At 71.9% G+C, this 26,220-nt stretch carries 23 protein-coding genes and 1 riboswitch; of the genes, 10 read left to right on the top strand and 13 right to left on the bottom strand.

Going from position 1 to position 26,220, the window contains the following annotated elements:
- Positions 1–78 precede the first annotated feature (78 nt).
- Together murQ and IH45_RS0136225 are read left to right on the top strand one after the other, a co-directional pair.
- Entirely contained in the window at positions 79–1,038 is a 960-nt protein-coding gene (gene murQ, locus IH45_RS0136220) for an N-acetylmuramic acid 6-phosphate etherase (protein ID WP_032918979.1), read from the top strand.
- A 68-nt stretch (positions 1,039–1,106) separates the two neighbouring features.
- The gene (locus IH45_RS0136225; protein ID WP_050515432.1) at positions 1,107–2,687 is read left to right on the top strand and encodes a PTS transporter subunit EIIC; all 1,581 of its coding nucleotides are present in this window, start codon (positions 1,107–1,109) and stop codon (positions 2,685–2,687) included.
- Here IH45_RS0136225 and IH45_RS0136230 read toward each other — a convergent pair.
- The 6 genes from IH45_RS0136230 to thrC form a co-directional block, all read right to left on the bottom strand.
- A complete protein-coding gene (locus IH45_RS0136230) occupies positions 2,684–4,156 on the bottom strand; it encodes an alanine/glycine:cation symporter family protein (protein WP_030678843.1) in 1,473 nt (490 codons plus the stop codon). The two genes, IH45_RS0136225 and IH45_RS0136230, sit on opposite strands and share 4 nt — an antisense overlap.
- A gap of 167 nt (positions 4,157–4,323) precedes the next feature.
- Positions 4,324–5,199 (bottom strand): SDR family NAD(P)-dependent oxidoreductase, encoded by an 876-nt coding sequence (locus IH45_RS0136235; protein WP_030678846.1) that lies wholly within the window; start codon positions 5,197–5,199, stop codon positions 4,324–4,326.
- A 189-nt stretch (positions 5,200–5,388) separates the two neighbouring features.
- Positions 5,389–7,014, bottom strand: coding sequence for a chaperonin GroEL (gene groL / locus IH45_RS0136240; RefSeq protein ID WP_030678850.1), 1,626 nt, complete (start codon positions 7,012–7,014; stop codon positions 5,389–5,391).
- 375 nt (positions 7,015–7,389) lie between these two features.
- Positions 7,390–7,593 (bottom strand): cold-shock protein, encoded by a 204-nt coding sequence (locus IH45_RS0136245; RefSeq protein ID WP_003986833.1) that lies wholly within the window; start codon positions 7,591–7,593, stop codon positions 7,390–7,392.
- Between the two features lie 443 nt (positions 7,594–8,036).
- The gene (locus IH45_RS0136250) at positions 8,037–8,315 is read right to left on the bottom strand and encodes a MoaD/ThiS family protein (RefSeq protein WP_030678852.1); all 279 of its coding nucleotides are present in this window, start codon (positions 8,313–8,315) and stop codon (positions 8,037–8,039) included.
- Between the two features lie 116 nt (positions 8,316–8,431).
- Entirely contained in the window at positions 8,432–9,721 is a 1,290-nt protein-coding gene (gene thrC / locus IH45_RS0136255; RefSeq protein WP_030678855.1) for a threonine synthase, read from the bottom strand.
- A gap of 17 nt (positions 9,722–9,738) precedes the next feature.
- A riboswitch (SAM riboswitch) is annotated at positions 9,739–9,894 on the bottom strand.
- A gap of 163 nt (positions 9,895–10,057) precedes the next feature.
- Here thrC and IH45_RS0136260 point away from each other — a divergent pair.
- Positions 10,058–11,005, top strand: a complete 948-nt coding sequence (locus IH45_RS0136260) for a glucosyl-3-phosphoglycerate synthase (RefSeq protein ID WP_030678858.1) — start codon at positions 10,058–10,060, stop codon at positions 11,003–11,005.
- Positions 11,006–11,109: 104 nt separating this feature from the next.
- Entirely contained in the window at positions 11,110–12,570 is a 1,461-nt protein-coding gene (locus IH45_RS0136265; RefSeq protein WP_030678861.1) for an alpha,alpha-trehalose-phosphate synthase (UDP-forming), read from the top strand.
- A gap of 17 nt (positions 12,571–12,587) precedes the next feature.
- On the opposite strand, the gene otsB is transcribed toward IH45_RS0136265, so the two are convergent.
- The 3 genes from otsB to IH45_RS0136280 form a co-directional block, all read right to left on the bottom strand.
- Positions 12,588–13,448 carry a trehalose-phosphatase gene (otsB, locus tag IH45_RS0136270; protein WP_030678865.1) on the bottom strand — a complete coding sequence of 287 codons (861 nt, stop codon included), beginning with the start codon at positions 13,446–13,448 and terminating at the stop codon, positions 12,588–12,590.
- A 102-nt stretch (positions 13,449–13,550) separates the two neighbouring features.
- Positions 13,551–13,820 carry a DUF3263 domain-containing protein gene (locus tag IH45_RS0136275; RefSeq protein WP_030678868.1) on the bottom strand — a complete coding sequence of 90 codons (270 nt, stop codon included), beginning with the start codon at positions 13,818–13,820 and terminating at the stop codon, positions 13,551–13,553.
- Between the two features lie 88 nt (positions 13,821–13,908).
- Positions 13,909–15,177, bottom strand: a complete 1,269-nt coding sequence (locus tag IH45_RS0136280; protein ID WP_030678871.1) for an extracellular solute-binding protein — start codon at positions 15,175–15,177, stop codon at positions 13,909–13,911.
- A 258-nt stretch (positions 15,178–15,435) separates the two neighbouring features.
- Between IH45_RS0136280 and IH45_RS0136285 the strand changes: the two genes are divergently transcribed.
- The 3 genes from IH45_RS0136285 (at position 15,436) to IH45_RS0136295 (ending at position 18,864) form a co-directional block, all read left to right on the top strand.
- Positions 15,436–16,368, top strand: a complete 933-nt coding sequence (locus tag IH45_RS0136285; protein ID WP_078897951.1) for an ROK family protein — start codon at positions 15,436–15,438, stop codon at positions 16,366–16,368.
- A complete protein-coding gene (gene nagA, locus IH45_RS0136290; protein ID WP_030678877.1) occupies positions 16,368–17,585 on the top strand; it encodes an N-acetylglucosamine-6-phosphate deacetylase in 1,218 nt (405 codons plus the stop codon). The genes IH45_RS0136285 and nagA overlap by 1 nt, the downstream gene beginning before the upstream one ends.
- 349 nt (positions 17,586–17,934) lie before the next feature.
- Complete coding sequence (locus IH45_RS0136295) at positions 17,935–18,864, top strand: 1-phosphofructokinase family hexose kinase (RefSeq protein ID WP_030678881.1); 930 nt, start codon at positions 17,935–17,937, stop codon at positions 18,862–18,864.
- Between the two features lie 88 nt (positions 18,865–18,952).
- Here IH45_RS0136295 and IH45_RS0136300 read toward each other — a convergent pair whose 3' ends face one another.
- Both IH45_RS0136300 and cdgB read right to left on the bottom strand, forming a co-directional pair.
- Positions 18,953–19,915, bottom strand: a complete 963-nt coding sequence (locus IH45_RS0136300; RefSeq protein WP_030678884.1) for a carbohydrate-binding protein — start codon at positions 19,913–19,915, stop codon at positions 18,953–18,955.
- Between the two features lie 268 nt (positions 19,916–20,183).
- The gene (gene cdgB, locus IH45_RS0136305; protein WP_030678887.1) at positions 20,184–21,872 is read right to left on the bottom strand and encodes a diguanylate cyclase CdgB; all 1,689 of its coding nucleotides are present in this window, start codon (positions 21,870–21,872) and stop codon (positions 20,184–20,186) included.
- A gap of 404 nt (positions 21,873–22,276) precedes the next feature.
- Here cdgB and IH45_RS0136310 point away from each other — a divergent pair, with 404 nt between their 5' ends.
- A complete protein-coding gene (locus tag IH45_RS0136310) occupies positions 22,277–22,777 on the top strand; it encodes a flavin reductase family protein (protein WP_030678890.1) in 501 nt (166 codons plus the stop codon).
- 168 nt (positions 22,778–22,945) lie between these two features.
- Here the strand turns inward: IH45_RS0136310 and arfB are convergent, their stop codons facing one another.
- On the bottom strand, positions 22,946–23,383 hold the full coding sequence (gene arfB / locus IH45_RS0136315; RefSeq protein WP_030678892.1) for an alternative ribosome rescue aminoacyl-tRNA hydrolase ArfB: 438 nt from the start codon (positions 23,381–23,383) through the stop codon (positions 22,946–22,948).
- Positions 23,384–23,585: 202 nt separating this feature from the next.
- Here arfB and IH45_RS0136320 point away from each other — a divergent pair, with 202 nt between their 5' ends.
- A complete protein-coding gene (locus tag IH45_RS0136320) occupies positions 23,586–24,161 on the top strand; it encodes a TerD family protein (RefSeq protein WP_030022317.1) in 576 nt (191 codons plus the stop codon).
- Between the two features lie 316 nt (positions 24,162–24,477).
- On the opposite strand, the gene IH45_RS0136325 is transcribed toward IH45_RS0136320, so the two are convergent.
- Positions 24,478–24,912 (bottom strand): type II toxin-antitoxin system prevent-host-death family antitoxin, encoded by a 435-nt coding sequence (locus IH45_RS0136325; protein ID WP_030678895.1) that lies wholly within the window; start codon positions 24,910–24,912, stop codon positions 24,478–24,480.
- Positions 24,913–25,351: 439 nt separating this feature from the next.
- On the opposite strand from IH45_RS0136325, the gene IH45_RS0136335 reads away from it, so the two are divergent.
- On the top strand, positions 25,352–26,220 hold an 869-nt coding region (locus IH45_RS0136335; protein WP_030678902.1), incomplete at its 3' end, for an erythromycin esterase family protein.

The following is a 26,220-nucleotide window of genomic DNA, read 5'->3' on the forward strand; positions in this document are numbered from 1 at the left end:
CCCCGCCGCCCCGCCGCCCGCCCCCGTCTCCGTCCCCCCGTACAGAGCCGTACGAGCCCGGAAAGAGCCGCCACCGCCATGACCTCCCCCGCCGAGTACGCCCGGCTGCGCGCGCAGCTGGACACGCTGACCACCGAAGCCTTCCGGCCCGACCTGGCCGAGATCGACCGGCTGTCCACCCTGGAGATCGCCCGCACGATGAACGGCGAGGACGCCACCGTCCCGGCCGCCGTCGCCGACCAGCTCCCCGCGATCGCCGCCGCCATCGACGCCACCGCCGAGCGGATGGCCCGCGGCGGGCGGCTGATCTACGCGGGCGCCGGTACGGCCGGGCGCCTCGGCGTGCTGGACGCGAGCGAGTGCCCGCCCACCTTCAACACCGAACCGGCCGAGGTCGTGGGCCTGATCGCGGGCGGTCCCGCCGCCATGGTCAGCGCCGTCGAGGGCGCCGAGGACCGCCGGGACCTGGCCGCCGCCGACCTGGACGCGCTGGGCCTGACCGGCAACGACACGGTCGTCGGCGTCTCCGCCTCGGGCCGTACGCCGTACGCGGTCGGCGCCGTCGAGCACGCCCGCGCGGCCTGCGGCGCGCTGACCGTCGGCCTGTCCTGCAACGCGGGCTCCGCGCTGGCCGCGGCCGCCGACCACGGCATCGAGGTCGTCGTCGGGCCCGAACTGCTGACCGGGTCCACGCGGTTGAAGGCCGGTACGGCGCAGAAGCTGGTCCTCAACATGCTTTCGACGATCACCATGATCCGGCTGGGCAAGACGTACGGGAACCTGATGGTGGACGTGCGGGCCTCCAACGAGAAGCTGCGGGCCCGTTCGCGCCGCATCGTGGCGCTGGCCACCGGCGCCGGGGACGCGGAGATCGAGGCCGCGCTCGCCGCGACGGACGGGGAGGTCAAGAACGCCATCCTCGTCGTGCTCGCCGGGATCGACGGGTCCGCGGCGGCCCGGCTGCTGGCCGAATCCCGCGGCCACCTCCGGGCCGCCCTGCACACCGCTCTGCACACCCCGCCTCCGCAGGACGGCTGACGGGCCGCACGCCGCCCGCTCCCCGCTCCCCAGCCCGTCCCGGCACGCACAGCAAGGCAGCACCGCACATGTCCGACGACAAGAACGCCGACAAGAACCGCGCCACCGCCGCCGCGCTCCTCCCCCTGGTCGGCGGCGCCGCCAACGTCACCTCCGTCACCCACTGCATGACCCGGCTCCGCCTCGGCATCAGGGACCGCTCGCTGGTCCGGGACGAGGCGCTGAAGGCACTGCCCGCCGTGCTGGGCGTGGTGGAGGACGACACGTACCAGATCGTGCTCGGCCCGGGTACGGTCGCCCGGGTCACGCCGGAATTCACGGCCCTGGTGGAGGCAAGGGCCGACGAGACCGGGGACACCCCGGCCACTGGCAGCGCCATCCCCGCCACCACCACTTCCACCGCCACCGCCGACGAACTGGCCGCCCAGGGCGCGGCCTTGAAAGCGCGCCAGAAGGCCCGCAACGCCACCCCGGTCAAGCTCTTCCTCCGCCGGATCGCCAACATCTTCGTCCCGCTGATCCCCGCCCTCATCGGCTGCGGCATCATCGCCGGGCTGAACGGCCTGCTGACCAACTTCGGCGTACTGCCCGCCCTCGTCCCGGCGCTGGCCGCCATCGCCTCCGGCTTCATGTCGCTGATCGCGGTCTTCGTCGGCCACAACACCGCGAAGGAGTTCGGCGGCACACCCGTGCTGGGCGGCGCGGTCGCCGCGATCATCGTGTACGCGGGCGTCGCCAAGGTGACCGCGTTCGGCCAGCAGCTGTCGCCGGGCCAGGGCGGCGTCCTGGGGGCGCTGGGCGCGGCGCTGCTCGCCGTACAGATCGAGAAGTGGTGCCGCCGGCACGTCCCCGAGACGCTGGACGTGCTGGTCACCCCCACCGTGACCGTGCTGGTCGCCGGGCTGGTCACGCTCTTCGGCCTGATGTTCGTGGCCGGTGAGGTCGCCACCGCCATCGGTACCTGCGCCGACCGGCTGCTCGCCCACGGCGGCGCCGCGGCCGGGTTCCTGCTCGGCGGCCTCTTCCTCCCGCTCGTCATGCTCGGGCTGCACCAGGCCCTGATCCCCATCCACACCACGCTGATCGAGCAGCAGGGCTACACGGTGCTGCTGCCGATCCTGGCGATGGCCGGCGCGGGCCAGGTGGGCGCCGCCCTGGCGGTCTACTTCCGGCTGCCGGGCAACCGCTCGATCCGTACGACCATCAAGTCCGCACTGCCCGCCGGCTTCCTCGGCGTCGGCGAACCCCTCATCTACGGCGTCTCGCTGCCGCTGGGCCGCCCGTTCGTCACCGCCTGCGTGGGCGGCGCGTTCGGCGGCGGCTTCGTGGGCCTGTTCAACCAGCTCGGTACGGCAGCCGGTTCGACCGCCATCGGCCCGTCCGGCTGGGCCCTGTTCCCGCTCCTCAAGGGCAACCAGTCCCTCGGCGCGACGCTCCTCGTCTACGCCCTGGGCCTGCTCATCGGGTACGCGGCCGGTTTCCTGGCCACGTACTTCTTCGGCTTCGGCAAGCAGGCCCTGACGGAACTGAACAGCCGGCCCCGGTCGGACGCCCAGCCCCGGTCGGACGCCCAGCCCCGGCCGGACGCTCAGCCCCAGCCGGACGCCCAGCCCCGACCGGGCCATCAGCCGTTGAGGAACGGCAGCTAGTGATCGACGAGCGCGTCAGGGCGCCGCTCCACCGCGGGCGCCGGCCGCTCGTCCGGCCAGCACTCCACTCCCCTCAGATCCGGCATCCGGGAGCCGGTGAAGACCGGGTCGCGGCCCGCCCGGCGCTGGGCCTGGTAGTCGTCCAGGAGGCGGAAGGCGATCGCCGAGAGGGGGAGGATGGCGAGCAGGTTGATCAGCGCCATGACGCCCATGAACACGTCGGCGAGGTTCCAGACGACACCGACCGAGCCCAGCGCGCCCAGGAAGACGACGGCCAGGACGACGGCGCGGTAGACGGGCAGGACCCAGGCGCGCTGCGTCAGGAAGCCGATGTTGGACTCGCCGTAGTAGTAGTTCCCGATCATGGAGCTGAAGGCGAGCAGGAAGACGACGGCCGTCAGCACGTGCCCGGCCCAGCCGCCGAGCGTGTCGGTCAGCGCGGACTGCGTCAGGTCGGCGCCCTGCCGGCCGCTCAGCTCGGGCGTGGTCGTCAGAATGATGAAGGCGGTCATCGAGCAGATCAGCAGGGTGTCGAAGAAGACGCCGAGGGACTGTACGAGGCCCTGCTTGACCGGGTGGGTGACCTCGGCCGCCGCGCCCGCGTTGGGCGCCGAGCCCAGGCCCGCCTCGTTGGAGAACATGCCGCGCCGGATGCCCTGCTGGATCGCCGCGCCGAGCCCGCCGGCCGCCAGCTCCTTGAACCCGAACGCGCCGCCGACGATGTCGCCGAGGACGCGCGGCAGGTCGCCGAGGTTGAGGAGGACGACGGCGGCGCCCATCAGCAGGTAGACGACGGCCATGACCGGTACGAGGACGGTCGTGACCGAGGCGATGCGGCGCACGCCGCCGCAGATCGCCACGCCCAGCAGGACGGCCAGCAGCAGACCGGCAGCCGGGGCGAACCACCCCTGCCCGCCGCCGGACACCGACCCCGAGGCGACGGCCGTGATCGTGTTGGACTGCACGGCATTGAAGACGAAACCGAAGGTCACGGTGATGGCGACGGCGAACAGGGCGCCGGGCCAGCGCCTGCCGAGCCCGCGCTGCATGTAGTACGCGGGTCCGCCCCGGTACGTACCCGACCCGTCGCGGTCGCGCACCTTGTAGAGCTGGGCCAGTGCCGATTCGACGAACGCCGAGGCACCGCCGATGAGCGCCATCACCCACATCCAGAACACCGCGCCCGCGCCGCCGAGGGTGATGGCGGTGGCGACGCCCGCGATGTTGCCCGTACCGACGCGCGCCGCCGCCGAGATGGTGAAGGCGCCGAACGACGAGACCGGCTTGGAGCCGTCCGCCCGTGGCTGCGACTTGTCCGTGAGTACCCGCAGCATCTCGGGGAAGAGCCGCAGCTGTACGGCCCTGGAGCGGACCGTGAAGTACAGGCCCGCGCAGATCACCAGCGGTATCAGCAGGTAGGTCCACAGGCCGTCGTTGAGGCCGACGATCACGGAGTCGAGCGTGCTCATGGGCGTCCTTGCGGGGCGTCCGGGGGCGGGGGCGGCCGTACCGGAAGATCGTCTTCCGGAAAGGCTCCGGAAAGTATGGCCGCCATCCTCATACCAGGACCAGCGGCGCTTACATGCCGTATCTCACAAGAAGCGACATAACGACATGGCGCCCCGGCGACGCCCCCTCACAGCGCGCAGCCGTGCAGCCCGCCGTCGACGACCAGGTCCTGCCCGTTGATGTACGAGGCCTCGCCGGACGCGAGGAAGGCGACCGCGTCGGCGATCTCCTCCGGGTGCCCGAACCGGCCCGCCGCCGTCTGCGCGCGCAGCTTCTCCGCCTCCGCCGGGTCGATGTCGGAGCCCGCGAACATCGGCGTGTCGACATAGCCGGGGCTGACCGAGTTGACGCGGATGCTGCGCCCGGCGAGCGCCGCCGCGAGCGTACGGGCCAGGTTGTGCGCGGCGGCCTTGGTCGCGGAGTGCAGGGTGGCGTCCGCCTGCCCGCGCTGGAGCAGCGACGAGGCGTTGATGACGACCGCGCCGCCGTTCCGCAGCAGCGGCAGCGCGCGCTGGACGGTGAAGAAGACGCCCTTGAAGTTCACGCCGACCGCGCGGTCGAAGTCGGCCTCGGTGATCCCCTCGAAGGGGGCCGCCGCGTACACGCCGGCGTTGGCGAAGATGATGTCGAGGTGCCCGAAGTGGTCACGTACGGCCCGTACGACGGCGTCGAGGTCGGTGACGGAGGCGGTGTCGGCCCGTACGGCCAGCACCCGGTCGGCGGCCACCCCCGCGACGCCCGTGCCGCCGCCCGGGACCCCCGCACTGCCGCCCGCGGCAGCCGGCTCGCCGCCCGTCACCGCCGCTTCCGCCCGCTCCCTCAGATGCGCGGCGGCCGCGTCGAGACGGTGCTCGTCGCGTCCGCACACCACCACCCGGGCGCCGTCCGCGAGCAGCCGCCGCGCGGCCGCCAGGCCCACGCCGCTGCTGCCGCCGGTGATCAGCGCGACGGTGTCCGCGTCGAACCGGTCCGGTCGGGCGGTCCGCCCGTTTCGAGTCGTCATGCACCGATCGTGCACCGGTGGCCCGGGGGCCGCGCAAGGACCGCCGTACGGAACCGGCGGACCTCAGCCGTACGAGAAATGCCCACGCGGGGCCGGACGGCCGCCCGGTCCCGAAAACGCCGCCGGGGCGGCACCCCCCTGGGAGGAGGGGTACCGCCCCGACGATCGAGGACAGATGATCCGGGAGGATCAGAAGTCCATGTCACCGCCCGGCATGCCGCCCGGAGCACCGGCCGCGGCGGCCTTCTCCGGCTTGTCGGCGATGACGGCCTCGGTGGTCAGGAACAGCGCGGCGATCGACGCGGCGTTCTGCAGCGCGGAGCGCGTGACCTTGGCGGGGTCGATGATGCCCTCGGCGATCATGTCGACGTACTCGCCGGTCGCGGCGTTCAGACCGTGGCCGACGGCCAGGTTGCGCACCTTCTCCACGACAACGCCGCCCTCAAGGCCGCCGTTGACGGAGATCTGCTTCAGCGGGGCCTCCAGCGCCAGCTTCACAGCGGCGGCACCGGTGGCCTCGTCACCCTCCAGCTCCAGCTTCTCGAAGACCGAGGAGGCCTGCAGCAGGGCCACGCCACCGCCGGCGACGATGCCCTCCTCGACGGCCGCCTTCGCGTTGCGCACGGCGTCCTCGATGCGGTGCTTGCGCTCCTTGAGCTCGACCTCGGTGGCGGCACCGGCCTTGATGACGGCCACGCCGCCGGCCAGCTTCGCCAGACGCTCCTGGAGCTTCTCGCGGTCGTAGTCCGAGTCGCTGTTCTCGATCTCGGCGCGGATCTGGTTGACGCGGCCCTGGACCTGGTCGCTGTCACCGGCACCGTCGACGATGGTGGTCTCGTCCTTGGTGATGACGACCTTGCGGGCGCGGCCCAGCAGGTCGAGACCGGCGTTCTCCAGCTTGAGGCCGACCTCCTCGGAGATGACCGTGCCACCGGTGAGGATGGCGATGTCGCCGAGCATGGCCTTGCGGCGGTCGCCGAAGCCCGGGGCCTTGACGGCGACGGACTTGAAGGTGCCGCGGATCTTGTTGACGACCAGGGTCGACAGGGCCTCGCCCTCGACGTCCTCAGCGATGATCAGCAGCGGCTTGCCCGACTGCATGACCTTCTCCAGCAGCGGAAGGAGGTCCTTCACGTTGGAGATCTTGGAGTTGACGATGAGGATGTACGGGTCGTCGAGCGACGCCTCCATACGCTCCATGTCGGTGGCGAAGTACGCCGAGATGTAGCCCTTGTCGAAGCGCATACCCTCGGTGAGCTCCAGCTCCAGACCGAAGGTCTGGGACTCCTCGACGGTGATGACGCCTTCCTTGCCCACCTTGTCCATGGCCTCGGCGATCAGCTCGCCGATCTGGGTGTCGGCGGCGGAGATGGAGGCGGTGGAGGCGATCTGCTCCTTGGTCTCCACGTCCTTCGCCTGCTCCAGCAGGGCGGCGGAGACGGCCTCGACGGCGCGCTCGATGCCGCGCTTGAGCGCCATCGGGTTGGCGCCGGCGGCGACGTTGCGCAGGCCCTCGCGGACCAGGGCCTGGGCCAGGACGGTCGCGGTCGTCGTGCCGTCACCGGCGACGTCGTCCGTCTTCTTCGCGACCTCCTTGACCAGCTCGGCGCCGATCTTCTCGTACGGGTCCTCGAGCTCGATCTCCTTGGCGATGGACACACCATCGTTGGTGATCGTGGGGGCGCCCCACTTCTTCTCGAGGACGACGTTGCGGCCCTTGGGGCCAAGGGTGACCTTGACGGCGTCGGCGAGCTGGTTCATCCCGCGCTCGAGACCGCGCCGTGCCTCCTCGTCGAACGCGATGATCTTGGCCATGTGAAGTGGTCCTCCCGGACTGGGGGTCCCCCCGGACTGCGTCTGGGGGAGGGTGGATACTCCGGACCGCGCTGGCGCCCGCGACGGACGGTCTGCGACCCTGTGGTTCCTTGCCCCACCGGCCCGCGGACCTCACCGAGTCGGTCCTTAGCTGTCACTCTCACTCGTAGAGTGCTAACGCAATGATTAGCACTCGGCCCATGAGAGTGCAAGCGCGTTGGCGGGAGCCATCCCCTCCGGGCTCTGTTGTCAAACCGGGTACGGCCGGATGATCCAGCACCTCACCGGCCCCCTCCCCGACACCACCCCAACACAGAAGGTCCGCGCCCCCACGGGAGGACGCGGACCTTCGTACGCAGCAGTCGGTCGGCGCTATCAGCCGGCCACGCGGACCATGTCCGCCTGCGGCCCTTTCTGGCCCTGCGAGATCTCGAACTCGACCCGCTGACCCTCCTCAAGGGTGCGGTAACCGTCCATCTGGATCGCGCTGTAGTGGACGAAAACATCCGCACCACCGTCGACCGCGATGAAGCCGTACCCCTTCTCCGCGTTGAACCACTTGACGGTGCCCTGAGCCATGCCTAACTCCCCTATTACTGGCCCTTGCACAGGACCGCACTCCGCGGACCCGGGTCAGACCTCACCCCCCGACAAGGAGGGGGTGTGCGCCGGAACGCGTCGACCGCCGCTGAATGTATCTGTCCAACTGCCCAGCGCAACAGGTCAATCGGACGAGAATTCTGCTCGCGAACAATCGCAAAAATGCGGTTATAAGCCCTTACTCCCGGGCAAGTCGGGCCGGGCAAAGCTCGCTAATGGGACGAATCACGTCCACACTTCGCCCACAACTTGCCGGGGTCTCATATGCGCTCGGCACGGGCTCGACGAGGGGTCACCACAACTGTATCGCCTTTAACAACACGGAATCGCCCCGTCCACTTCTCGGTGGACGGGGCGATTCCGGCCGCCGGCCCCCGAAAGGGCCGGAAACGATCCTTATGGATTTCCGGGTCTTCCGGCGCTCAGCAGCCGCCGGCCACCGCCGGGATGATCGAAACGCCCACGCCGTCCGGCGTCGGGGTTTCGAGGCCCTGCTCGAAACGCACGTCGTCGTCGTTGACGTAGACGTTCACGAAGCGGCGCAGCTTGCCGGTGTCGTCCAGGACGCGCGCCGCGATACCGGCGTGGTTCTTCTCCAGGTCCTGGATGACCTCGGAGAGGGTGGCCCCCTCGGCGGGCACCTCCGCCTGGCCGCCGGTGTAGGTGCGCAGGATGGTCGGGATGCGGACGTTGACGCTCATGGTGTTTCTGCCTTCCAGGTCGCGGGAGGGGAGTACGGAGGGACGGGCGTGCCGGGGCCCGGGGCGCGCGTACGCATACGTACGGGCACGTACGTATGCGTACGGCCGCCGGTGAGTCAGCCCGCCAGGCCGGCCGCGCGGAACGCGTCCAGGCTCGGCCGGATGGTGGCCGTGGGCCCGGTGGTCGGCGCGACCGCGTCCAGCGTCTTGAGCCCGTCGCCGGTGTTCAGCACGACGGTGGTCAGCGCCGGGTCGAGCAGACCGCTCTCGATCAGCTTCTTGGTCACGCCCACGGTCACGCCGCCGGCGGTCTCCGCGAAGATGCCCTCCGTGCGGGCCAGCAGCTTGATCGCGTCCACCACCTGCGCGTCGTCGACGTCCTCGACCGCGCCGCCGGTGCGCCGGGCGATGTCGAGCACGTACGGGCCGTCGGCCGGGTTGCCGATGGCCAGCGACTTGGCGATGGTGTCCGGCTTCTGCGGCCGTACGACGTCGTGACCGGCCTTGAAGGCGGTCGAGACCGGCGAGCACCCCTCGGCCTGGGCACCGAAGATCTTGTACGGCTTGTCCTCGACCAGCCCGAGCGCGATCAGCTCCTTGAGCCCCTTGTCGATCTTCGTGAGCTGGGAGCCGGACGCGATCGGGATGACGATCTGGTCCGGCAGCCGCCAGCCGAGCTGTTCGCAGATCTCGTACGCGAGGGTCTTGGAGCCCTCTCCGTAATACGGGCGCAGGTTGACGTTGACGAAGCCCCAGCCCTCGCCGAGCGGGTCGCCGATCAGCTCCGAACAGAAGCGGTTGACGTCGTCGTAGTTGCCCTCGATGCCGACCAGCTCGCCGCCGTAGACCGCGGCCATGACGACCTTGCCCGCCTCCAGGTCGTGCGGGATGAAGACGCAGGAGCGGAAGCCGGCCCGGGCCGCGGCGGCGCCCACCGCGCCGGCCAGGTTGCCGGTGGAGGAGCAGGACAGGGTGGTGAAGCCGAAGGCGCGGGCGGCCTCGACGGCGATGGCGACGACGCGGTCCTTGAAGGAGTGCGTCGGGTTGCCGGAGTCGTCCTTGACGTACAGGCCGCCGGTGACGCCCAGCTCGCGGGCCAGGTTGTCGGCCTTGACCAGCTTGGTCAGGCCCGGGTTCAGGTTCGGCTTGTCCGCCACGTCGGCCGGGACGGGCAGCAGCGGCGCGTAGCGCCAGATGTTGTTCGGACCGGCCTCGATGCGCTTGCGCAGGCCCTCGGGGTCGCCCGTCGGCAGGTCGTACGCCACTTCCAGCGGCCCGAAACAGACGGCGCACGCGAAGATCGGTCCGAGGTCGAAGCGCTCGCCGCACTCGCGGCAGGACAGCGCGACGGCCGGGCCCAGGGAAACGGTGGCGGAAGTGGTGCTTTCAACAGATTGCACAGCCATGGAGGCGAGGCCCTTTCTCCTCATCTTCCTCGCGGCGCATCTCGCCACGAGACGGAATTGGCACCTTCCCTAGCCGGGAGCCTCGCGGGCCGCGCGATGCGCGGCGACGGAGACCGGCTGGAGGGTTGCCGGGGCTTCAACGGGCCGTATCCCTCTGCCCCTCTGGATGAGCGGTATGGCGCTGGGCCGGGGCCCAGGCGTTTGTCGCACCGACCCCGGCATGTCCGGGGCGATCGCGTTGTTCAAGACTGTAGCCGAAGGGCAGGGCGGTCGAGACAGTCGTCCGCACCGCGAGATGGATCACATCGCTGGTCCGGGAACGAAGGAGACGCGCAGGTGCTGGAAGAGGTGGAGCGCTGGCTGGCCGGCAGGTCCTGGTCGGCCGTGGACCGCCCGCTCGACCGGCTGCTGGCCGCGAAGCGCGAGACGGGGCAGACGGTCTCCGTCGTGCTGCCGGCGCTCGACGAGGAGGCGACGGTCGGCGCGATCGCCGAGGCGATCCGTACCGAGCTGATGACGCCGTCGGTGCCGCTCGTCGACGAGCTGGTGGTGCTGGACTCCGGGTCCACGGACGGTACGGCCAAGGTCGCGGCCGAGGCGGGCGCGCGGGTGGTCCACCGGGACGAGGTGCTGCCGCGGCTGCCCGCGCTGCCCGGCAAGGGCGAGGTGCTGTGGCGCTCCCTGCTGGTCACCCGGAGTGACATCGTCTGCTTCATCGACGCCGACCTGCGCGAGTTCTCCGCCACGTTCGTCTCCGGGATCGTCGGTCCGCTGCTGACCGACCCGGGCGTGCAGTTCGTCAAGGGAATGTACGACCGTCCGCTGGGCGAGGCGGCGGGCCAGGGCGGCCGGGTCACCGAGCTGGTCGCCCGCCCGCTGCTGAACCTGCACTGGCCGCAGCTGGCCGGATTCGTGCAGCCGCTGGGCGGGGAGTACGCGGCCCGCCGGTCCCTGCTGGAGCGGCTGCCGTTCCCGGTGGGCTACGGCGTGGAGCTGGGCCTGCTGGTCGACGCGCTGCACACGGCCGGGCTGGACGCGCTGGCCCAGGTGGACGTCGGCGTACGCAAGCACCGCCACCAGAGCGGACAGGCGCTCGGCCGGATGGCCGCGGCGATCTACCGCACCGCGCAGCTGCGGCTGGCGCGCGGCCACCTGGTGCGCCCGCGGCTGACCCAGTTCGAGCGCGGCGAGGCCGGTTTCGTACCGCGCACCTGGGACGTGGACACCGAGGAGCGGCCGCCGATGGCCGAGATCCCGGAGTACGCGGAGCGGCGCGCGGCCTGAGGAGCGGCGCTGCCCGGGGGCCGGGTCCGGGCAGCACGTAAACCGTGACGTTCCCCCTCCGCGCCGCACGTTTGAGCGGATCGGTGGCGGGCTAGTCTCGCAGCATGGTCTCCGAGCGTTCTGGTGCCCAGGTTCTCGTCGCGTCCAACCGCGGCCCGGTGTCGTACACGAAGGGGGACGACGGCGCGCTCACCGCCAAACGCGGCGGCGGCGGACTGGTCTCCGGGCTCTCCGCCATCGGGCCGGACGCCGGAGCGGTGTGGGTGTGCGCCGCCCTCGGGGACGGCGACCGCGAAGCGGCCCGGCGCAGCGGCGGCCACCTGGACACCGCCGACACGGGCGGCCAGCACGTACGCATGCTGGACATCCCCGCCGAGGTCTTCACCGACGCCTACAACGGCATCGCCAACTCGGTGCTCTGGTTCGTCCATCACATGCTCTACCAGACGCCGCTGGAGCCCTCCTTCGACGACGCGTTCCGCGCTCAGTGGGCGTCGTACGAGGCCTACAACGCGGCCTTCGCGGACGCGCTCGCCGACGAGGCCGCGCCCGGCGCCGTGGTGCTGGTGCAGGACTACCACCTCACGCTGGTGCCGGGCCTGCTCCGCGCCCGCCGCCCCGACCTGCGCATCGGGCACTTCTCGCACACGCCGTGGGCGCCCGCCGACTACTTCCGGATGCTGCCGGACGACGTGGCCGAGGCGGTGCTGCGCGGGATGCTGGGCGGCGACCGGGCCGCGTTCCTGACCCGGCGCTGGGCCGAGGCGTTCGCGGACTGCTGCGCGGCGGTGCTGGGCGCCGAGGTGACGCGCGGCGCGGACGGCGGGATCGGCATCACGTACGAGGGCCGGACGACCCGGCTCGGCGTGCACGGGCTCGGCGCGGACGCGGAGTTCCTGCGCGAGCGGGCCCACCGGCCGGACGTGGACGAGCGGCTGGCGGCGCTGCGCGAGCAGATCGGCGGCGCGGACCGCAGGACCATCGTGCGGGTGGACCGTACGGAGCTGTCCAAGAACATCGTGCGCGGGCTGCGCGCGTACCGGGCGCTGCTGGACGGCCACCCGGAGTGGCGCGAGCGCGTCGTACACATAGCGTTCGCCTACCCCTCCCGGCAGGACCTGGAGGTCTACCGCGCGTACACGGACGAGGTCGGGCGGCTGGCCGAGGAGATCAACGCCGAGTACGGCACGCCGGGCTGGCAGCCGGTCGTGCTGCACGTGAAGGACGACTTCGCGCGGTCGCTGGCCGCCTACCGGCTCGCCGACGTGGCGCTGGTCAACCCGATCAGGGACGGGATGAACCTGGTCGCCAAGGAGGTCCCGGTGATCTCGGAGCGGGGCTGCGCGCTGGTGCTGTCCCGGGAGGCCGGGGCGTACGCGGAGCTGGGCGACGACGCGTTCTGCGTCAATCCGTACGACATCACGGGCACCGCCCGCGCCCTGCACGAGGCGCTGTCCCTGGAGGACGGCGAGCGGGCCGAGCGCACGAAGCGGCTGGCCGCGGCGGCCACCGCGCTGCCGCCGGACCGCTGGTTCCTCCAGCAGCTGCGGGCGCTGGAGGAGTAGCGGCGCCGGGGCGCCCCTCAGGCGGGCGGCGCCCCCAGCCGGTCCGCGAGGGCGTGCAGCAGGGCGACCACGCCGGGCGGGCCGTCGACCACGAGGTCGGCCCGGCCCGCCAGCTCGGCGACCTCCGCGCTGCCGCTGCACACGAGCACCCCGGCCAGGCCGTCCGACCGCAGCTTGTCCACCGCGGAGTACGCGGCGAGGTCGCCGAGGTCGTCGCCGCCGTAGAGGACGGTGGTGGCGCCGGTATCGCGTACGTGGTCGGCCAGGGCGACGCCCTTGTCCATGCCGGGCGGGCGCAGTTCGAGGACGTAGCGGCCCGGTTCGACGATCAGGCCGTGCCGCTCGGCGAGCGCGTACAGCGGCTCGCGCAGCAGCTCGAAGGCGGCCTGCGGGTCCGCGGCGCGGCGGGTGTGGACGGCGATGGCGCGGCCCTTGTCCTCCACCCACGAGGCGTGCCAGGCGCCCAGTCCGTCCAGTACGCCCGGGAGTTCGGCCTGTACGGCGGCGACGCCGGGCGGCGGCGGTGGGGCCTGGACCGTGCCGGTGGCCGCGTCCCAGCGCTCGGCGCCGTATCCGCCGAGGACCACGAGCCGTTCCAGGCCGGGCGCGTCCGCGAAGCCGCCGAGGCGGACCGCGACGCCGGCCGGGCGGCCGGTGATGACCACCAGCGAGCCCAGCAGCGGCGCCAGGCGGGTCAGGGCCGCCACGGCTCCGGGGTGGGCGCGGGCCTTCTCGGGGTCGGGCACGATGCCGGCGAGCGTGCCGTCGAAGTCGAGCGCGATCACGGCACGGTCGGGGCTGTCCAGCAGCGCGGCGAGACCGTCCCGGCCCGCTTCGGTGACCGGCGTCGGCAAGGTGGTGTCCGGAGGGCTGCCCATGGCGACGAGATTACCGGGCGGGCGCGGGCGCGTGCCGGGGGTACCGGCGCATCGGCGCTCCGTGCCGTCGCCGCCGGGCCGCGCGTCCGGCCGCCGCCGGGCTCAGCGGCGGCTGCGCCGGGCCTCGCGGACGCGGCGCAGCCGGTTGACCGTGACCGGGTCGTGGGCGAGCGCCCGCGGGTCGTCCAGCAGGGCGTTCAGCAGCTGGTAGTAGCGGGTCGGCGAGATGCCGAGCCGCTCGCGGATGACCCGCTCCTTGGCGCCCGGCCGCGGCCAGGAGCGGCGCTCGACACCGAGCACCGCCTCGTCCTGGGGGGACAGTGCTCCTATGCCACCGCCTCCGGTGCCGCCGTCGGTGCCCTCGCTCGTCATCACCCGTCCACGATAAGGCCGCGGTACGACAATCCCCGCCGCACGCCCCCCATCAGGGCCGTACGGCGGGGCCGTGGCGCGGGCCGGCTCACTGGCCGGCGTTGTCCGCCTCGTTCGCCGTGTTCTGGATGTCGCTGAGCACCCCGGCCGGGTTGCCGTTGGCGCCCACCGCGGTGCCCATCTTCGCCTTGACGGTCTTGCTGACCAGCGGCCAGGAGGTCTTGTTCGCGGGGTAGAACTCGGCGTCGCGCAGCTGGCCCAGGAAGCTGTGCAGCTTGGCGTACTTGTTGTCGGCGAGCATCGCCTGGGACCCGGAGGTGGTGACGGGCAGCAGGCCGTACTCGCCGGAGAAGTCCATGACGTTCTTCTCGTTGTAGACGAAGTCGAGGAACTTGCCGACCTGGTCGCGGTGGCCGCCCTGCTTGAACGCCGTCATCCAGTCGGCGACGCCCATGGTCGCCTTGGCCTTGCCGTCCACGCCCGGCAGGTCGACGGTGCCGTAGTCGACGCCCTTGGCCTCGGCCTGCTTCATCAGGGTGGGGTGGCCGTTGAGCATGCCGACCTCACCGGCCGCGAAGGCGTTGAAGGCGTCCTGGCGGTTGAGCTTGGCCGGGTCGCCGCCGGTCAGCCCCGGGCCGACCAGGTTCTTCTTCAGCCATTCGAAGGTCTTGACGTTCTGCGGCGAGTCGATCGTGTACTTGCCGATGCTGTCGGTGTAGCTGCCGCCGCCGCTGAGCATCCACATCAGCGTCTCGGCCTGCGTCTCCTCGGGGCCGAGCGGCAGCGCGTAGGGCGTCTTGACGCCCTTGGCCTTGAGCTTGGCCGCGTCCGCCGCCAGCTGCGACCAGTTCTGCGGCGGGTCGGCGATGCCCGCCTCGGCGAAGAGCTTCTTGTTGTAGAACAGGCGGCGGGTGCTGGCGCCGAAGGGCATGCCGTACTGGATGCGCTGGTACTCCCCCGCCTCCGCGAGCGCGGGCACGAAGTCGGCGTGCACGGGTATGGAGAGCAGCTGGTCGGCGCTGTAGAGCTTGCCCTGGGCGGCGTAGTCCGCGTACGCGCCGATCTGGGCCATGTCCGGTGCCTTACCGGACTTGACCATGTCCTCGACCTTCTTGTCGACGTCCTTCCAGCTGTAGACCGAGACCTCGACCTTGATGTTCGGGTTCTGCTTCTCGAAGTCCTTGACGAGCTTGTCCCAGTAGTGCTGGGAGGAGTTCGCCTCGGTGTCGCCGTAGTCCGCCGCGACGAGCTTGAGCGTGACGTCACCACCGCCTGCGCCGCTGCCGCAAGCCGACAGGGAGAGCGTCATGGCCGTGGTGAGTCCCGCTGCCGCCAGGCTCAAGTACCGCCGCTGCACTGCCATTACCGCCTTTTGTCCCGAAAGTTCCGTGCTTGCCGGGTATGCCCCGTGGCTTCAGGGGTCGCCCTCAACCGGCATGAACGACGAGTCTCCCCCGTTTACCCACACAAGGTCTACACCACCCCTCATATCGCTTGCGTATCGCCTGTCACACATGCAGATCACACGGGTTCGATCAGCGCGGCGACAAGCGGAACCACGCCGTCCCCGCGAGTGGACTAGACCTTTCACGGCGGATCGCGCGAAACTGTTCCCGTGAGACACGTCATCGCCCTTGATGTGGGCGGCACCGGAATGAAGGCCGCCCTGGCAGGCGCGGACGGCACGCTGCTCTACGAGGCGCGGCGCCCCACCGGCCGCGAGCGCGGCCCGCAGGCGGTCGTCGCCACGATCCTGGACTTCGCCGAGGAGCTGCGCGAGATCGGGCGCGGACGGTTCGGCGCCCCGGCGGTGGCGGCCGGCGTCGCCGTACCGGGCATCGTCGACGACGCGCGCGGCATCGCCGTCTACGCCGCCAACCTCGGCTGGCGCGACGTGCCGCTGCGCGCCCTGCTCTCCGAGCGGCTGGGCGGCGTCCCGGTCGCGCTCGGCCACGACGTCCGCACCGGCGGCCTGGCCGAGGGCCGGATCGGCGCGGGCCGGGACGCCGACCGCTTCCTGTTCGTACCGCTGGGCACCGGCATCGCGGGCGCGATCGGCATCGAGGGCCGCATCGAGGCGGGCGCGCACGGCAGCGCGGGCGAGATCGGCCATATCGTCGTCCGGCCCGGCGGGCCCGAGTGCGGCTGCGGGCAGCGCGGCTGCCTGGAGAAGCTGGCCTCGGCCGCCGCGGTCGGCCGCGCCTGGGCCGCCGCCTGCGGCGACCCGGAGGCCACCGCGGCGGACGCCGCCAAGGCCGTCGAGTCCGGCGACGAGCGGGCGCTGGCGGTGTGGCAGGACGCGGTGGACGCGCTCGCCGACGGCCTGGTCACCTCGCTGACCCTGCTCGACCCGGACACCCTGATCATCGGCGGCGGGCTCGCCGAGGCGGGCGACACGCTCTTCGAGCCGCTGCGGGCGGCGGTCCGCGCGCGGGTGACCTTCCAGCGGCTCCCCCTGATCGTTCCGGCGGCGCTCGGGGACGCCGCCGGCTGCCTGGGCGCAGGTCTGCTCGCCTGGGATCTTCTCTCCACGGAGGTAACTGCCTGATGCCGCTGCAACAGTCCGGGGACCGCGCCCCGAGCCCCCGGCGCACCGTTCTGACCGGCGCCCGGGTCGCCCTGCCGGCCGGCGTGGCCGACGGGGGCCGGGTGGCCTTCGAGGGCACCCGGATCACCGAGGCCACCGGTGCCGGTACGGCCGACAGCACCGCCCCGGCCGCCGGTGACCAGGTGATCGACCTGACCGGGCACCTCGTCGTCCCCGGCTTCGTCGACATCCACGTACACGGCGGGGGCGGCGGCTCCTTCTCGTCCGCCGACCCCGAGGAGTGCCTGACGGCCATCCGCACCCACCGACAGCGGGGCACCACCTCCATGCTCGCCTCGACCGTCACCGGCGACCTGGACGACCTGGCCCGGCAGGCCGGCGTGCTGTCCGAGCTGACCGAGCAGGGCGAGCTGGCCGGCATCCACTTCGAGGGCCCGTTCATCTCCCCGCACCGCTGCGGCGCCCACCAGCCCGGCCTGCTGCGCAACCCGGACCCGGCGGACGTGCGCAAGCTCGTCGACGCCGCGCGCGGCACCGCGAAGATGATGACCCTGGCGCCGGAGCTGCCCGGCGGCCTGGAGTCCGTACGGCTGCTGGCCGACACGGGCGTGATCGCCGCCATCGGCCACACCGACTCCTCGTACGACGCGACCCGCGAGGCCATCGACGCGGGCGCCACCGTCGCCACCCACCTGTTCAACGCGATGCCGCCGCTCGGGCACCGCGCGCCCGGCCCGATCGCCGCGCTCCTGGAGGACGAGCGGATCACCGTCGAGCTGATCAACGACGGCACGCATCTGCACCCCGCGGTCCTGGAGATGGCCTTCCGCGACGCGGGCGCCGACCGGGTCGCCTTCATCACCGACGCGATGGGCGCGGCCGGCATGAACGACGGCATGTACCCGCTCGGCCCCATGACGGTCGAGGTCAAGGACGGCGTCGCCCGTATCAGCGACGGACCGACCGCCGGCTCCATCGCGGGCTCGACCCTCACCCTCGACCGTGCCTTCAAGCGCGCCGTCACCATCGACGGCCTGACCGTCGGCCAGGCCGTACGCGCCCTGTCGGCCAACCCGGCCCGACTGCTCGGCATCGACGACCGCACCGGCTCGATCGAGCCCGGCAAGGACGCCGACCTGGTCGTCCTGGACGCGTCGTACGACCTGGTGGGCGTGGTGCGACGGGGCGAGTGGGTGGTGCGGCCGAAGGGGGTGTGACGGGGCGCTGACGGGGCGCGGGTACGGCGGGGTCGTACGTACGGCGGGGGCGCGCCGACGGGCCGCGTACCGGGGGCGTGCGCTGCCGGGGCCGTGCGTTGCCGGGGCCGCCCGTACGGCGGTACGAGGCCGAACGGACCCGGTCATGGCGGGCCGAAGTGCCCGTACCGGGTGCGGCGCCGCGGCGGTTGGCCCAAGGGGTCGGCCAAGGGGTGGGCCAACCGCGGTCCGCAATGGCATGATCGCTGCGCGCTCGCGCACCCGCGCAGCGGTCCGTCCCGCACGGGCCCACCGGTCACCGGCCCGGTGTGCTCGCGTTCGTCCACGTATGTTCCGGGGAGGGGGAACCATGATCCTCACGGTCACGCTGAACGCAGCCCTCGACGTCACCTACCGCGTGCCCCGGCTCCAGCCGCACACCACCCACCGCGTCACCGAGGTCGTCGAACGCCCCGGCGGCAAGGGCCTGAACGTCGCCCGGGTGCTGACCGCACTCGGCCACCGGGCGGTCGCCACCGGCTTCGCGGGCGGCGGCACCGGCGACGCGGTGCGCGCGCTGCTCGCCCAGGAGACCGCGGTGACCGACGCGCTGGTCCCGGTCGGCGGCGCGACCCGGCGCACCGTCGCCGTCGTGGACGAGTCCACCGGCGACACCACGCAGCTCAACGAGCCGGGCCCGACCGTGACGCCCGCCGAGTGGGACGCGTTCATGGCCACCTACCGGGAGCTGCTCGCCGACGCGCGGGCGGTGGCCCTGTGCGGCAGCCTGCCGCCGGGCGTCCCGGTCGACGTCTACGCGCGGCTGACCCGCGCCGCCCGTACGGCGGGCGTACCGGTCCTCCTGGACACCAGCGGCGAACCGCTGCGCCGCGGCCTGGCCGCCCGCCCCGACCTCGCCAAGCCCAACGCCGACGAACTGGCCGCCCTCACCGGCTCCACCGAGCCCCTGCGCGCCGCCCGCGACGCCCGCCGCCGCGGCGCCCACACCGTGGCCGCCTCCCTGGGCGCCGACGGCATGCTCGTGGTCACCTCGGACGGCGCCTGGCAGGCCGCCCCGCCCCGCCGCATCGCCGGCAACCCGACCGGCGCCGGCGACTCCGCGGTGGCCGGACTCCTCTCCGGCCTGGTCGAGAACCTTCCCTGGCCGGCCCGACTGGCCCGCGCGGTGGCCCTGTCGGCGGCGACGGTACGGGCGCCGGCGGCGGGGGAGTTCGACCGGGGGACGTATGAAGAGCTGCTGGGGGAGATCAGGGTGACGGAGCATCCGGTGGGGGCGTGAGGGACGGGGCGGCATCGCACGGACCAGCTGAAATGCGGGTGCGCCGACCACCCCTGAGGGGTCGTCGGCGCACCCGGCGGCCGGTCCGTCAGCGCTTCACATGCCCCGCCTTGAGCCAGACGCGGTCGAGGTTGACCTCGCACTGATCGCCCTGCTCACAGGAGATCTTGAGCGTGTTGGTGCCCTTGTTCAGCTTGATCCACCGGTAGGTGGTCGTCCAGCCCTTGTCCCAGGCGCCTTCGGCGGCGTGGGCGAAGTTCGACATATTGATCTTGTCCGGGGTCCCGCCGTTCACCCCGAGCGTCGCCTTGGCGTCCTTGCCCGGCACTCCGTAGTCGATGAGCAGCGTGTAATCACCGCTGCTGGGGACATCCACCGACCATGTGGCGGACGCGCCGACCTTGTTCAGCGACACATACGCGCCGTTCGTCGACTTCGCGCCCGGCACCGACTTGTCGGTGGTCGCCTCCGGGCTGAGCGACAGCGAGGCCGCCGCCTCCTTGGGAAGCGCCGCCTGCGTCGGCTTGTCGGACGGCTTGTCGCTGGGCTTCACGGACTCGCCCGCCGTCGGCGTCGGGCCGCCGCCGCCCGCCTCGTCCTTCTTGTCGTCCTGTTTGGTGAGCATCGCCACGCCGATGCCGATGCACACCACCGCGACGACGGCGATCGCGCCGATCAGCAGCCCCTTGTGGCTGCGCCGGGGCGGGCCGTCCTGGCCGTGGCCCGGGGGCGGGCCCTGGCGGGTGCCGTTGCCGCCCGGGAGCGTCTCGGGGGCCGCGTAGTGGGCGTTCTGCTGGCCGTACGGCTGCTGGCCCTGCTGGCCGTACGGCTGCTGCGCGGGAACCTGCTGCTGGCCGTACTGGCGCTGCCCGTACTGCCGCTCGCCGACCGCGCGCACCTGGTTGTACGAGGCCCGCGGTACGCCCGGCCGACGCGCCGCCGAGCCGCCCGCCGCGCCCTGTGCGCCGCCTTCGCCGCCCTCGGAGCGGTAGAGGTGGGCGAACGGGTCGTCGTCCTCGGGCGTGCCCGCGCCGTTGTTGCCGGCCGTCATTCCGTGTCACTCCCCAGCGGTCTGTACGAGATGGCTGTACTGATCTTCCAGGCCCCCGGCGGCGCCCCGCCGCATCGGCGCAGCCTACCCCGTTCGGGGGATGGCACGCCGAGCCGGAAGGGCCACAGGATCGCTACGGATGGCGCACGGACGGCGTGCCGCGCGGCCACGGCCCGGCCCGCCGCACGGCGGGGCGCATCGGCGCGCGCCGGCGCGTGCTTTGCTCAGCCTGCGCGCCGGTACGCCTTGGAGCGGGACCGCTTTCTGCTCAGCCCGCGCGCCGGCTCGCCTTCGAGCGCGACCGCTTCTCGACGTACATCCGCTGGTCGGCGGACTGCAGGACCTCCTCGGCGGACATCCCGCAGGCGGCCCAGCCGATGCCGAAGCTGGCGCCGACCCGTACCGCCCGGCCGTCCACCCGGATCGGCGGGATGATCCCGTTGCGCAGCCGGACCGCGAGGTCCTGCGCGTCGGCCTTGCCCAGGCCGTCCGCGAGGACCACGAACTCGTCGCCGCCGAGCCGGGCGACCGTGTCCCCGTCCCGTACGCCGTTGGTCAGCCGCCGGGCCACCTCGATGAGCACCGCGTCACCCGTGTGGTGCCCGAACCGGTCGTTGATCGACTTGAAGCCGTCCAGGTCGCAGAAGAGGACCGCGAGCCCCTTGGCCCCGTCGTCCTCCGGCCCGTCCGAGGGCGCGATGACGTGCACATGGTGGTCGTACGGGCCGGCCGGCACCGCGTCCGGCCCGTCGACGGCGTCGTACCCGTCGAAGACCTCGGAGGTGTCGGAGCCGAAACCGTGCGCCTCCTGGAAGGCGGCGACCGAGGCGGCGGAAGCGGCCGAGGCGTACGCGTCGGCGTCCGAGCCGGGCGGGCGCGAACACAGCCGGGCGCCGAGCCGGGCCCGCAGCTCGGCGCTGTTGGGCAGCCCGGTCAGCGCGTCGTGGCTGGCGCGGTGCGCCAGCTGGAGCTCGTGGCGCTTGCGCTCCTCGATGTCCTCGACGTGGGTGAGCAGGAAGCGCGGCCCGTCGGCGGTGTCCGCGACGACGGAGTTGCGCAGCGAAACCCATACGTACGTGCCGTCGCGGCGGGCCAGGCGCAGCTCGGCGCGCCCGCCCTCGGCGGAGGTGCGCAGCAGCGTGCCGATGTCCTCGGGGTGGACGAGGTCGGAGAACGAGTAGCGGCGCATGGCGGAGGCCGGGCGGCCCAGCAGCCGGCACAGCGCGTCGTTGGTCCGGTGCAGCCGGCCGTGCTGGTCGCCGCCCATCTCGGCGATGGCCATGCCGCTGGGCGCGTACTCGAAGGCCTGGCGGAAGCTTTCCTCACTGGCGCGCAGCGCCTGCTGCTCACGCTCCAGGCGCACCAGCGCGCGCTGCATGTTGGCGCGCAGCCGCGCGTTGCTGATCGCGATCGCGGACTGGAACGCGTACATCTGGAGCGCTTCCTGCCCCCACGCGCCAGGACGGCGACCGTTGCGCGGCTTGTCGACGGAGAGCACGCCGAGGAGTTCGCCGCCCCCGTTCGCGGCCGTGTACATGGGCGCGAAGAGGCGGTCCATCGGATGCCACTCGTCGGGGAAGCGCGGCTCGGGCCCGGCGGCGTGCCACTGCGGCACATCGTCGTCGTCCAGCACCCAGCCCTCGGTGTGCGGTATGAAGCACAGGCCGCCCCAGCGCTCGGCCATGTTCAGCCGGCGGTCCCACGAGGCGCGGGAGCCGACCCGGCCGGCCATGAGGGCCTCGGCACCGGCGCTGCCGGCGACCGCGGCCACCACGAGGTCACCGTCGGGCCGTACGAGGTTGACCGCGGCGAGCTCGTACCCGAGCCCCGTGATCACGCCGTCGGCGACGGTCTGCAGGGTGTCTGCAAGGCTGCGTGCGGTGTTCAGATCGGCGACCACTTGGTGCAGCTGCCGCAGGGTCGCAAGACGGACGTATGGCTCCGACTCGGTCTCCATCGCTCGCTCTCCCCGAGACCTCGACAGCAACTCCAGGATTGGGTGTCGTCCGATTGCCACGGCCACTGAATCACAGTGAGCTGTTCACTCGGTACACAGGGTCAACAATTACTGGCTGCTGTGACTCAAGTCACAGAGCGTGGCGGTCGCTTGACGATCTTCGAATGGGCGCCGCTGGAGGGACTTCTACAATTCCTGAACGCAAATCCGGACGCAAGGGAGGGCTCCGCCGCCGGACCTAGGGCGCGTCTGGTCCCCGGGCCCGATGCGGGTGCGCCGCGGCCCCCGTTAGCGTTCATGGCGTGTTCACGAAAACCTCCGCCGCCACGCCCGGCGACCGCCCCGCCGCGCCCGCCCCGCCACGCTCCGCGCCCGGTGGAGCGGCGATCCCCCATCCTGGTGGGGTGAGTGACGACGAGTTCCGCGCCGCCCTGTCCCGGCTCGCCGCCGGGGTCGTACTGATCACCGCGCACGATCCGGAGGACGGGCCGCGCGGCGAGGACGTGGGCATGACCGCCACCGCCTTCCTGTCCGTCTCGCTCGAACCGCCGTTGGTGATGGTGAGCGTTCGCAACGACTCCCGCATGGACGACCTTCTGGAACGCCAGCCCCTATGGGCGGTTTCGGTACTGTCGGAGGGGCAGCGGCACATTGCGGGCCGGTTCGCCATGAAGAACCGCATCAGCGACAGACTGCTCTTCCAGGACATCCCTACGGAACGGGGCGAAGCGACCGGCGCGCCTCTGATCGGCGGCGCCCTGGCGCGCCTGGAATGCCGTACGGAACAGCGGGTGACCGCCGGCGATCACACGCTGGTCATCGGACGGATGCTGACGGCGCATACCGCGGGGGAGGATCGGGGGCCGTTGATGTACTTCCGGGGGAAGTATCGGCATTTGGGGTGAGCGTGTGGCGCTGAGACCGTGGGGTGAGGGGGGTGTACGGCCTGGAGTGGCGAGCGTGGACGCCGGCGCGAGCGTGGACGCCGGCGCGAGCGTGGACGCCGGCGCGGGCGTGGGCCTTCCCGCCCGTCCCCTTGATTCGTGACCCGTCCCCCGCTCCGCGGCCTTCGCTCACGTCCAGTCGCGGCCGGAGCGGCCGCGCTTGATGTCGCCGCGCTGCTTCTTCTCCCGCAGGCGGCGCTCATTGATGCCGCGCGGTATGCGCTTCTTGCGCCGCGGCTTGGGCGGCGGCGCGGTGACCTCGGCGAGCAGCGCGGCGAGCCGTACGGCGGCGGTCTCCCGGTTGCGCCACTGGGAGCGGTGCTCGGAGGCCCGTACGGACACCACTGCGCCCTGCAACAGCCGGCCGCGCTCGGCCAGCCGCTGGAGCGCCCGCTCCTTCCAGACCTCGGGCAGCGCTTCCGTGGCGGCCACGTCGAAACGCAACTCGACCTGACTGTCCGACGTGTTGACGTGCTGGCCGCCGGGCCCCGAGGAACGCGAAAAACGCCACACCAGCTCGGCCTCCGGGAGAGCGACCGAGCCGCGGATGACATAGGGCCCTGACATGTCCCCCATGATCTCGCGTCCGCCCGCTCGCGTCACGTCGTTTTGCCGGGCCGCTCCACCGCCCCTCCGCCCGGCATCAGGATTTGGCAAAGAAAGTAAAGGGAGCTGGAACCCGACGGTCCCCTCATGGCGTTGTCCAGGGTGACGGTAGCTTCGTCCGGAGTACGGAGCCCGACGATTCGACGAGGAAAGGGACATCCCCATGGCTGTAAGCCTGTCCAAGGGCGGCAACGTCTCGCTCACCAAGGAGGCACCGGGCCTGACCGCCGTCACGGTCGGCCTCGGCTGGGACGTCCGCACCACCACCGGCACGGACTTCGACCTCGACGCTAGCGCCATCGCGGTCAACACGAGCGGCAAGGTCTACTCGGACCAGCACTTCGTGTTCTTCAACAACAAGGTCACGCCGGACCAGTCCATCGAGCACACCGGTGACAACGTCACCGGTGAGGGCGAGGGCGACGACGAGCAGATCAAGGTCAACCTGGCCGCCCTCCCGGCCGACATCGACAAGATCGTCTTCCCGGTCTCGATCTACGACGCCGAGAACCGCAGCCAGAACTTCGGCCAGGTGCGCAACGCCTTCATCCGCATCGTCAACCAGGCCGGCGGCGCCGAGATCGCCCGCTACGACCTGAGCGAGGACGCGGCGACCGAGACCGCCATGGTCTTCGGCGAGCTGTACCGCAACGGCGCCGAGTGGAAGTTCCGCGCCGTCGGCCAGGGCTACGCCTCGGGTCTGGTCGGGATTGCCAAGGACTTCGGCGTCAACGTTTGATTCCGTAGGCGTATCTCCGCTTCGGGTGCGGGCCGCTGGTGAGCGGCTCGCGCCCGGGTGCGGGGCATCGCTAACGCGCCGCGCGAAGTCGGGCGGTTCCGCCGGGCGGTTTCTGTTTGCCGGTTCCGCCGGGCGGTTTCCGCTCTCCGGATCCGCCGGATGATTCGTCGGGTGGTTCGCGCCCGGCATGGCGTCGGTCTTCACGGCCTTTGGTTGGTGGTCGTGGAGGCCGACGTTGGCGTTTTCGTACGGCCACGGCCGTTCCGTTCACATCCGTTCAAGCCGAAGACGCCGCCCACCCCGGTCCCACCCGCCCTCACTGCTCGCCGACCGGGGGCTGACGGGCCAGGAACTCCGCGAACGCGGCCGCCTGCTTCGGGTCCATATATCCCTGCCGCCCACAGCGCGCCTGCTCCTCCAACCACCGGAGCCACCCGGCAGAACGCAACTCGACCACCACCGCCCGCCCCCGGGTGAACGTCATACGCTCACCGTCCGCGTGCACATACCGCGTGTACGGGCCGTGCTGCGCCGGTCCGGGCGGCCGTTCCCCGGCCGCGTCCGGCAGTGGTATCGGGGCGCCGAGGAACCGCTGCGCCCAGTACTCCAACTCGGCCTGCTCGGCCGCCGGGAGCAGCACGCTGTGCGGTTGGCCGTCCTCGGTGATGAGCACGCGCTCCCCGGTCTGCTCTACGTGAGCGGCCAGGTGGCCGAAGTCGATGACGGCATCCGTCAGTTCAGCGGTTCTCATGGGTGCCGGCATTACGGGTCGCGAGATTGCGGGTCGTCGAGAACACGGGTCGCCGAGGTTACTGGCCGTCGGGGGCCGAGGGCGTGGTGAACGGCGGGCGTGGTGAACGGCGGGTGGGGGGGCTGGGCGGGTGGACGGGCGGGCGGACCGACGGGCAGACAAGCGGGCCAACAACATCGGCGGAGCCTCTGAGTTTCGCCGGAGTGGGGTGCCTCTTCTGGTGGGGCGTGCCCCCTGGTGGGGCTAACCCTGGTAGGGCTACCCCCGGTGGGACTATCCCTGGTGGGGCTACCCCTGGTGGCGCTAGCACCCCTGGTGGGTGTACCTCCCCGCTGGGGGCACCTCCAGCCGAATCGGGCGGCTGTCCACAGTGCGCGGCCACGGGCCCGCGGACCATGATCGTTCCCAACCCACCACACGCAAGCCGAGGGACGACATCATGGCCAAGCACCGGAACCGCATCAGCCGGCGGAGACTCCTGGCGACGACGGCGGGGATCACGCTGGGGGCGGCCCTCGCCCCCGTAACGGCCCAGGCGGCCCCGGCGGCATGGACCGCCCCAGCGGCCTCAGCAGCCCTCGCCTCTCCCGCCACTCCCGCCACTCCCGCCACTCCCGCCACTTTGACCAACGGGCTCCGGAGCACCGTTCGCGCCCTGGAGCAGGCAGCCCACCCGCTCCGTTCGACCGACCCCGGCCGGAACACAGCCGATCTTCGTGCCCTCTCCGCGATGATCGGCAACGCCAAGGTGGTCGGCCTCGGCGAGGCCACCCACGGCTCCCACGAGTTCTTCACCATGAAGGAACGTCTTTTCCGCCATCTGGTCGAGGAGAAAGGCTTCACCACCTTCGCCCTGGAGCTGAGCTGGTCCGCCGGCCTTGAGATAGACGAGTACCTGCAGACCGGCAAGGGCGACGCCCGCCGGATCGCCAAGCGGGTGCTGACCAACTCACCCTGGGACCGCGAGGAGTTCGTCAGCCTCATCACCTGGATGCGCGACTACAACCGCCGTCACCCCCACCGCACCGTCCACTTCATGGGCGACGACATCGGCGCCCCGTCGATCAACGACGCCTTCTTCGCCCGGGTGACCGGCTACGTACAGCGGGCCCATCCGGAGTCGCTGCCCCAGCTCAACGACCTGTACGCCGGCCTGCGCCCGATCGATGACGTCTTCGCCTACCTGGGCAAGCCGATGGCGGAACGACAGCGGTTGGCCGACAAGGCGCAGCAGGCCCTGGAACTGGTCACCAGCCGGAAGGATTCCGGGCGCGGGTCCGGGACTGGGGCTGGGGCTGGGGCTGGGGC

The sequence above is a fragment of the Streptomyces rimosus subsp. rimosus genome (assembly GCF_000720725.1).
GTDB lineage: Bacteria > Actinomycetota > Actinomycetes > Streptomycetales > Streptomycetaceae > Streptomyces > Streptomyces rimosus_A.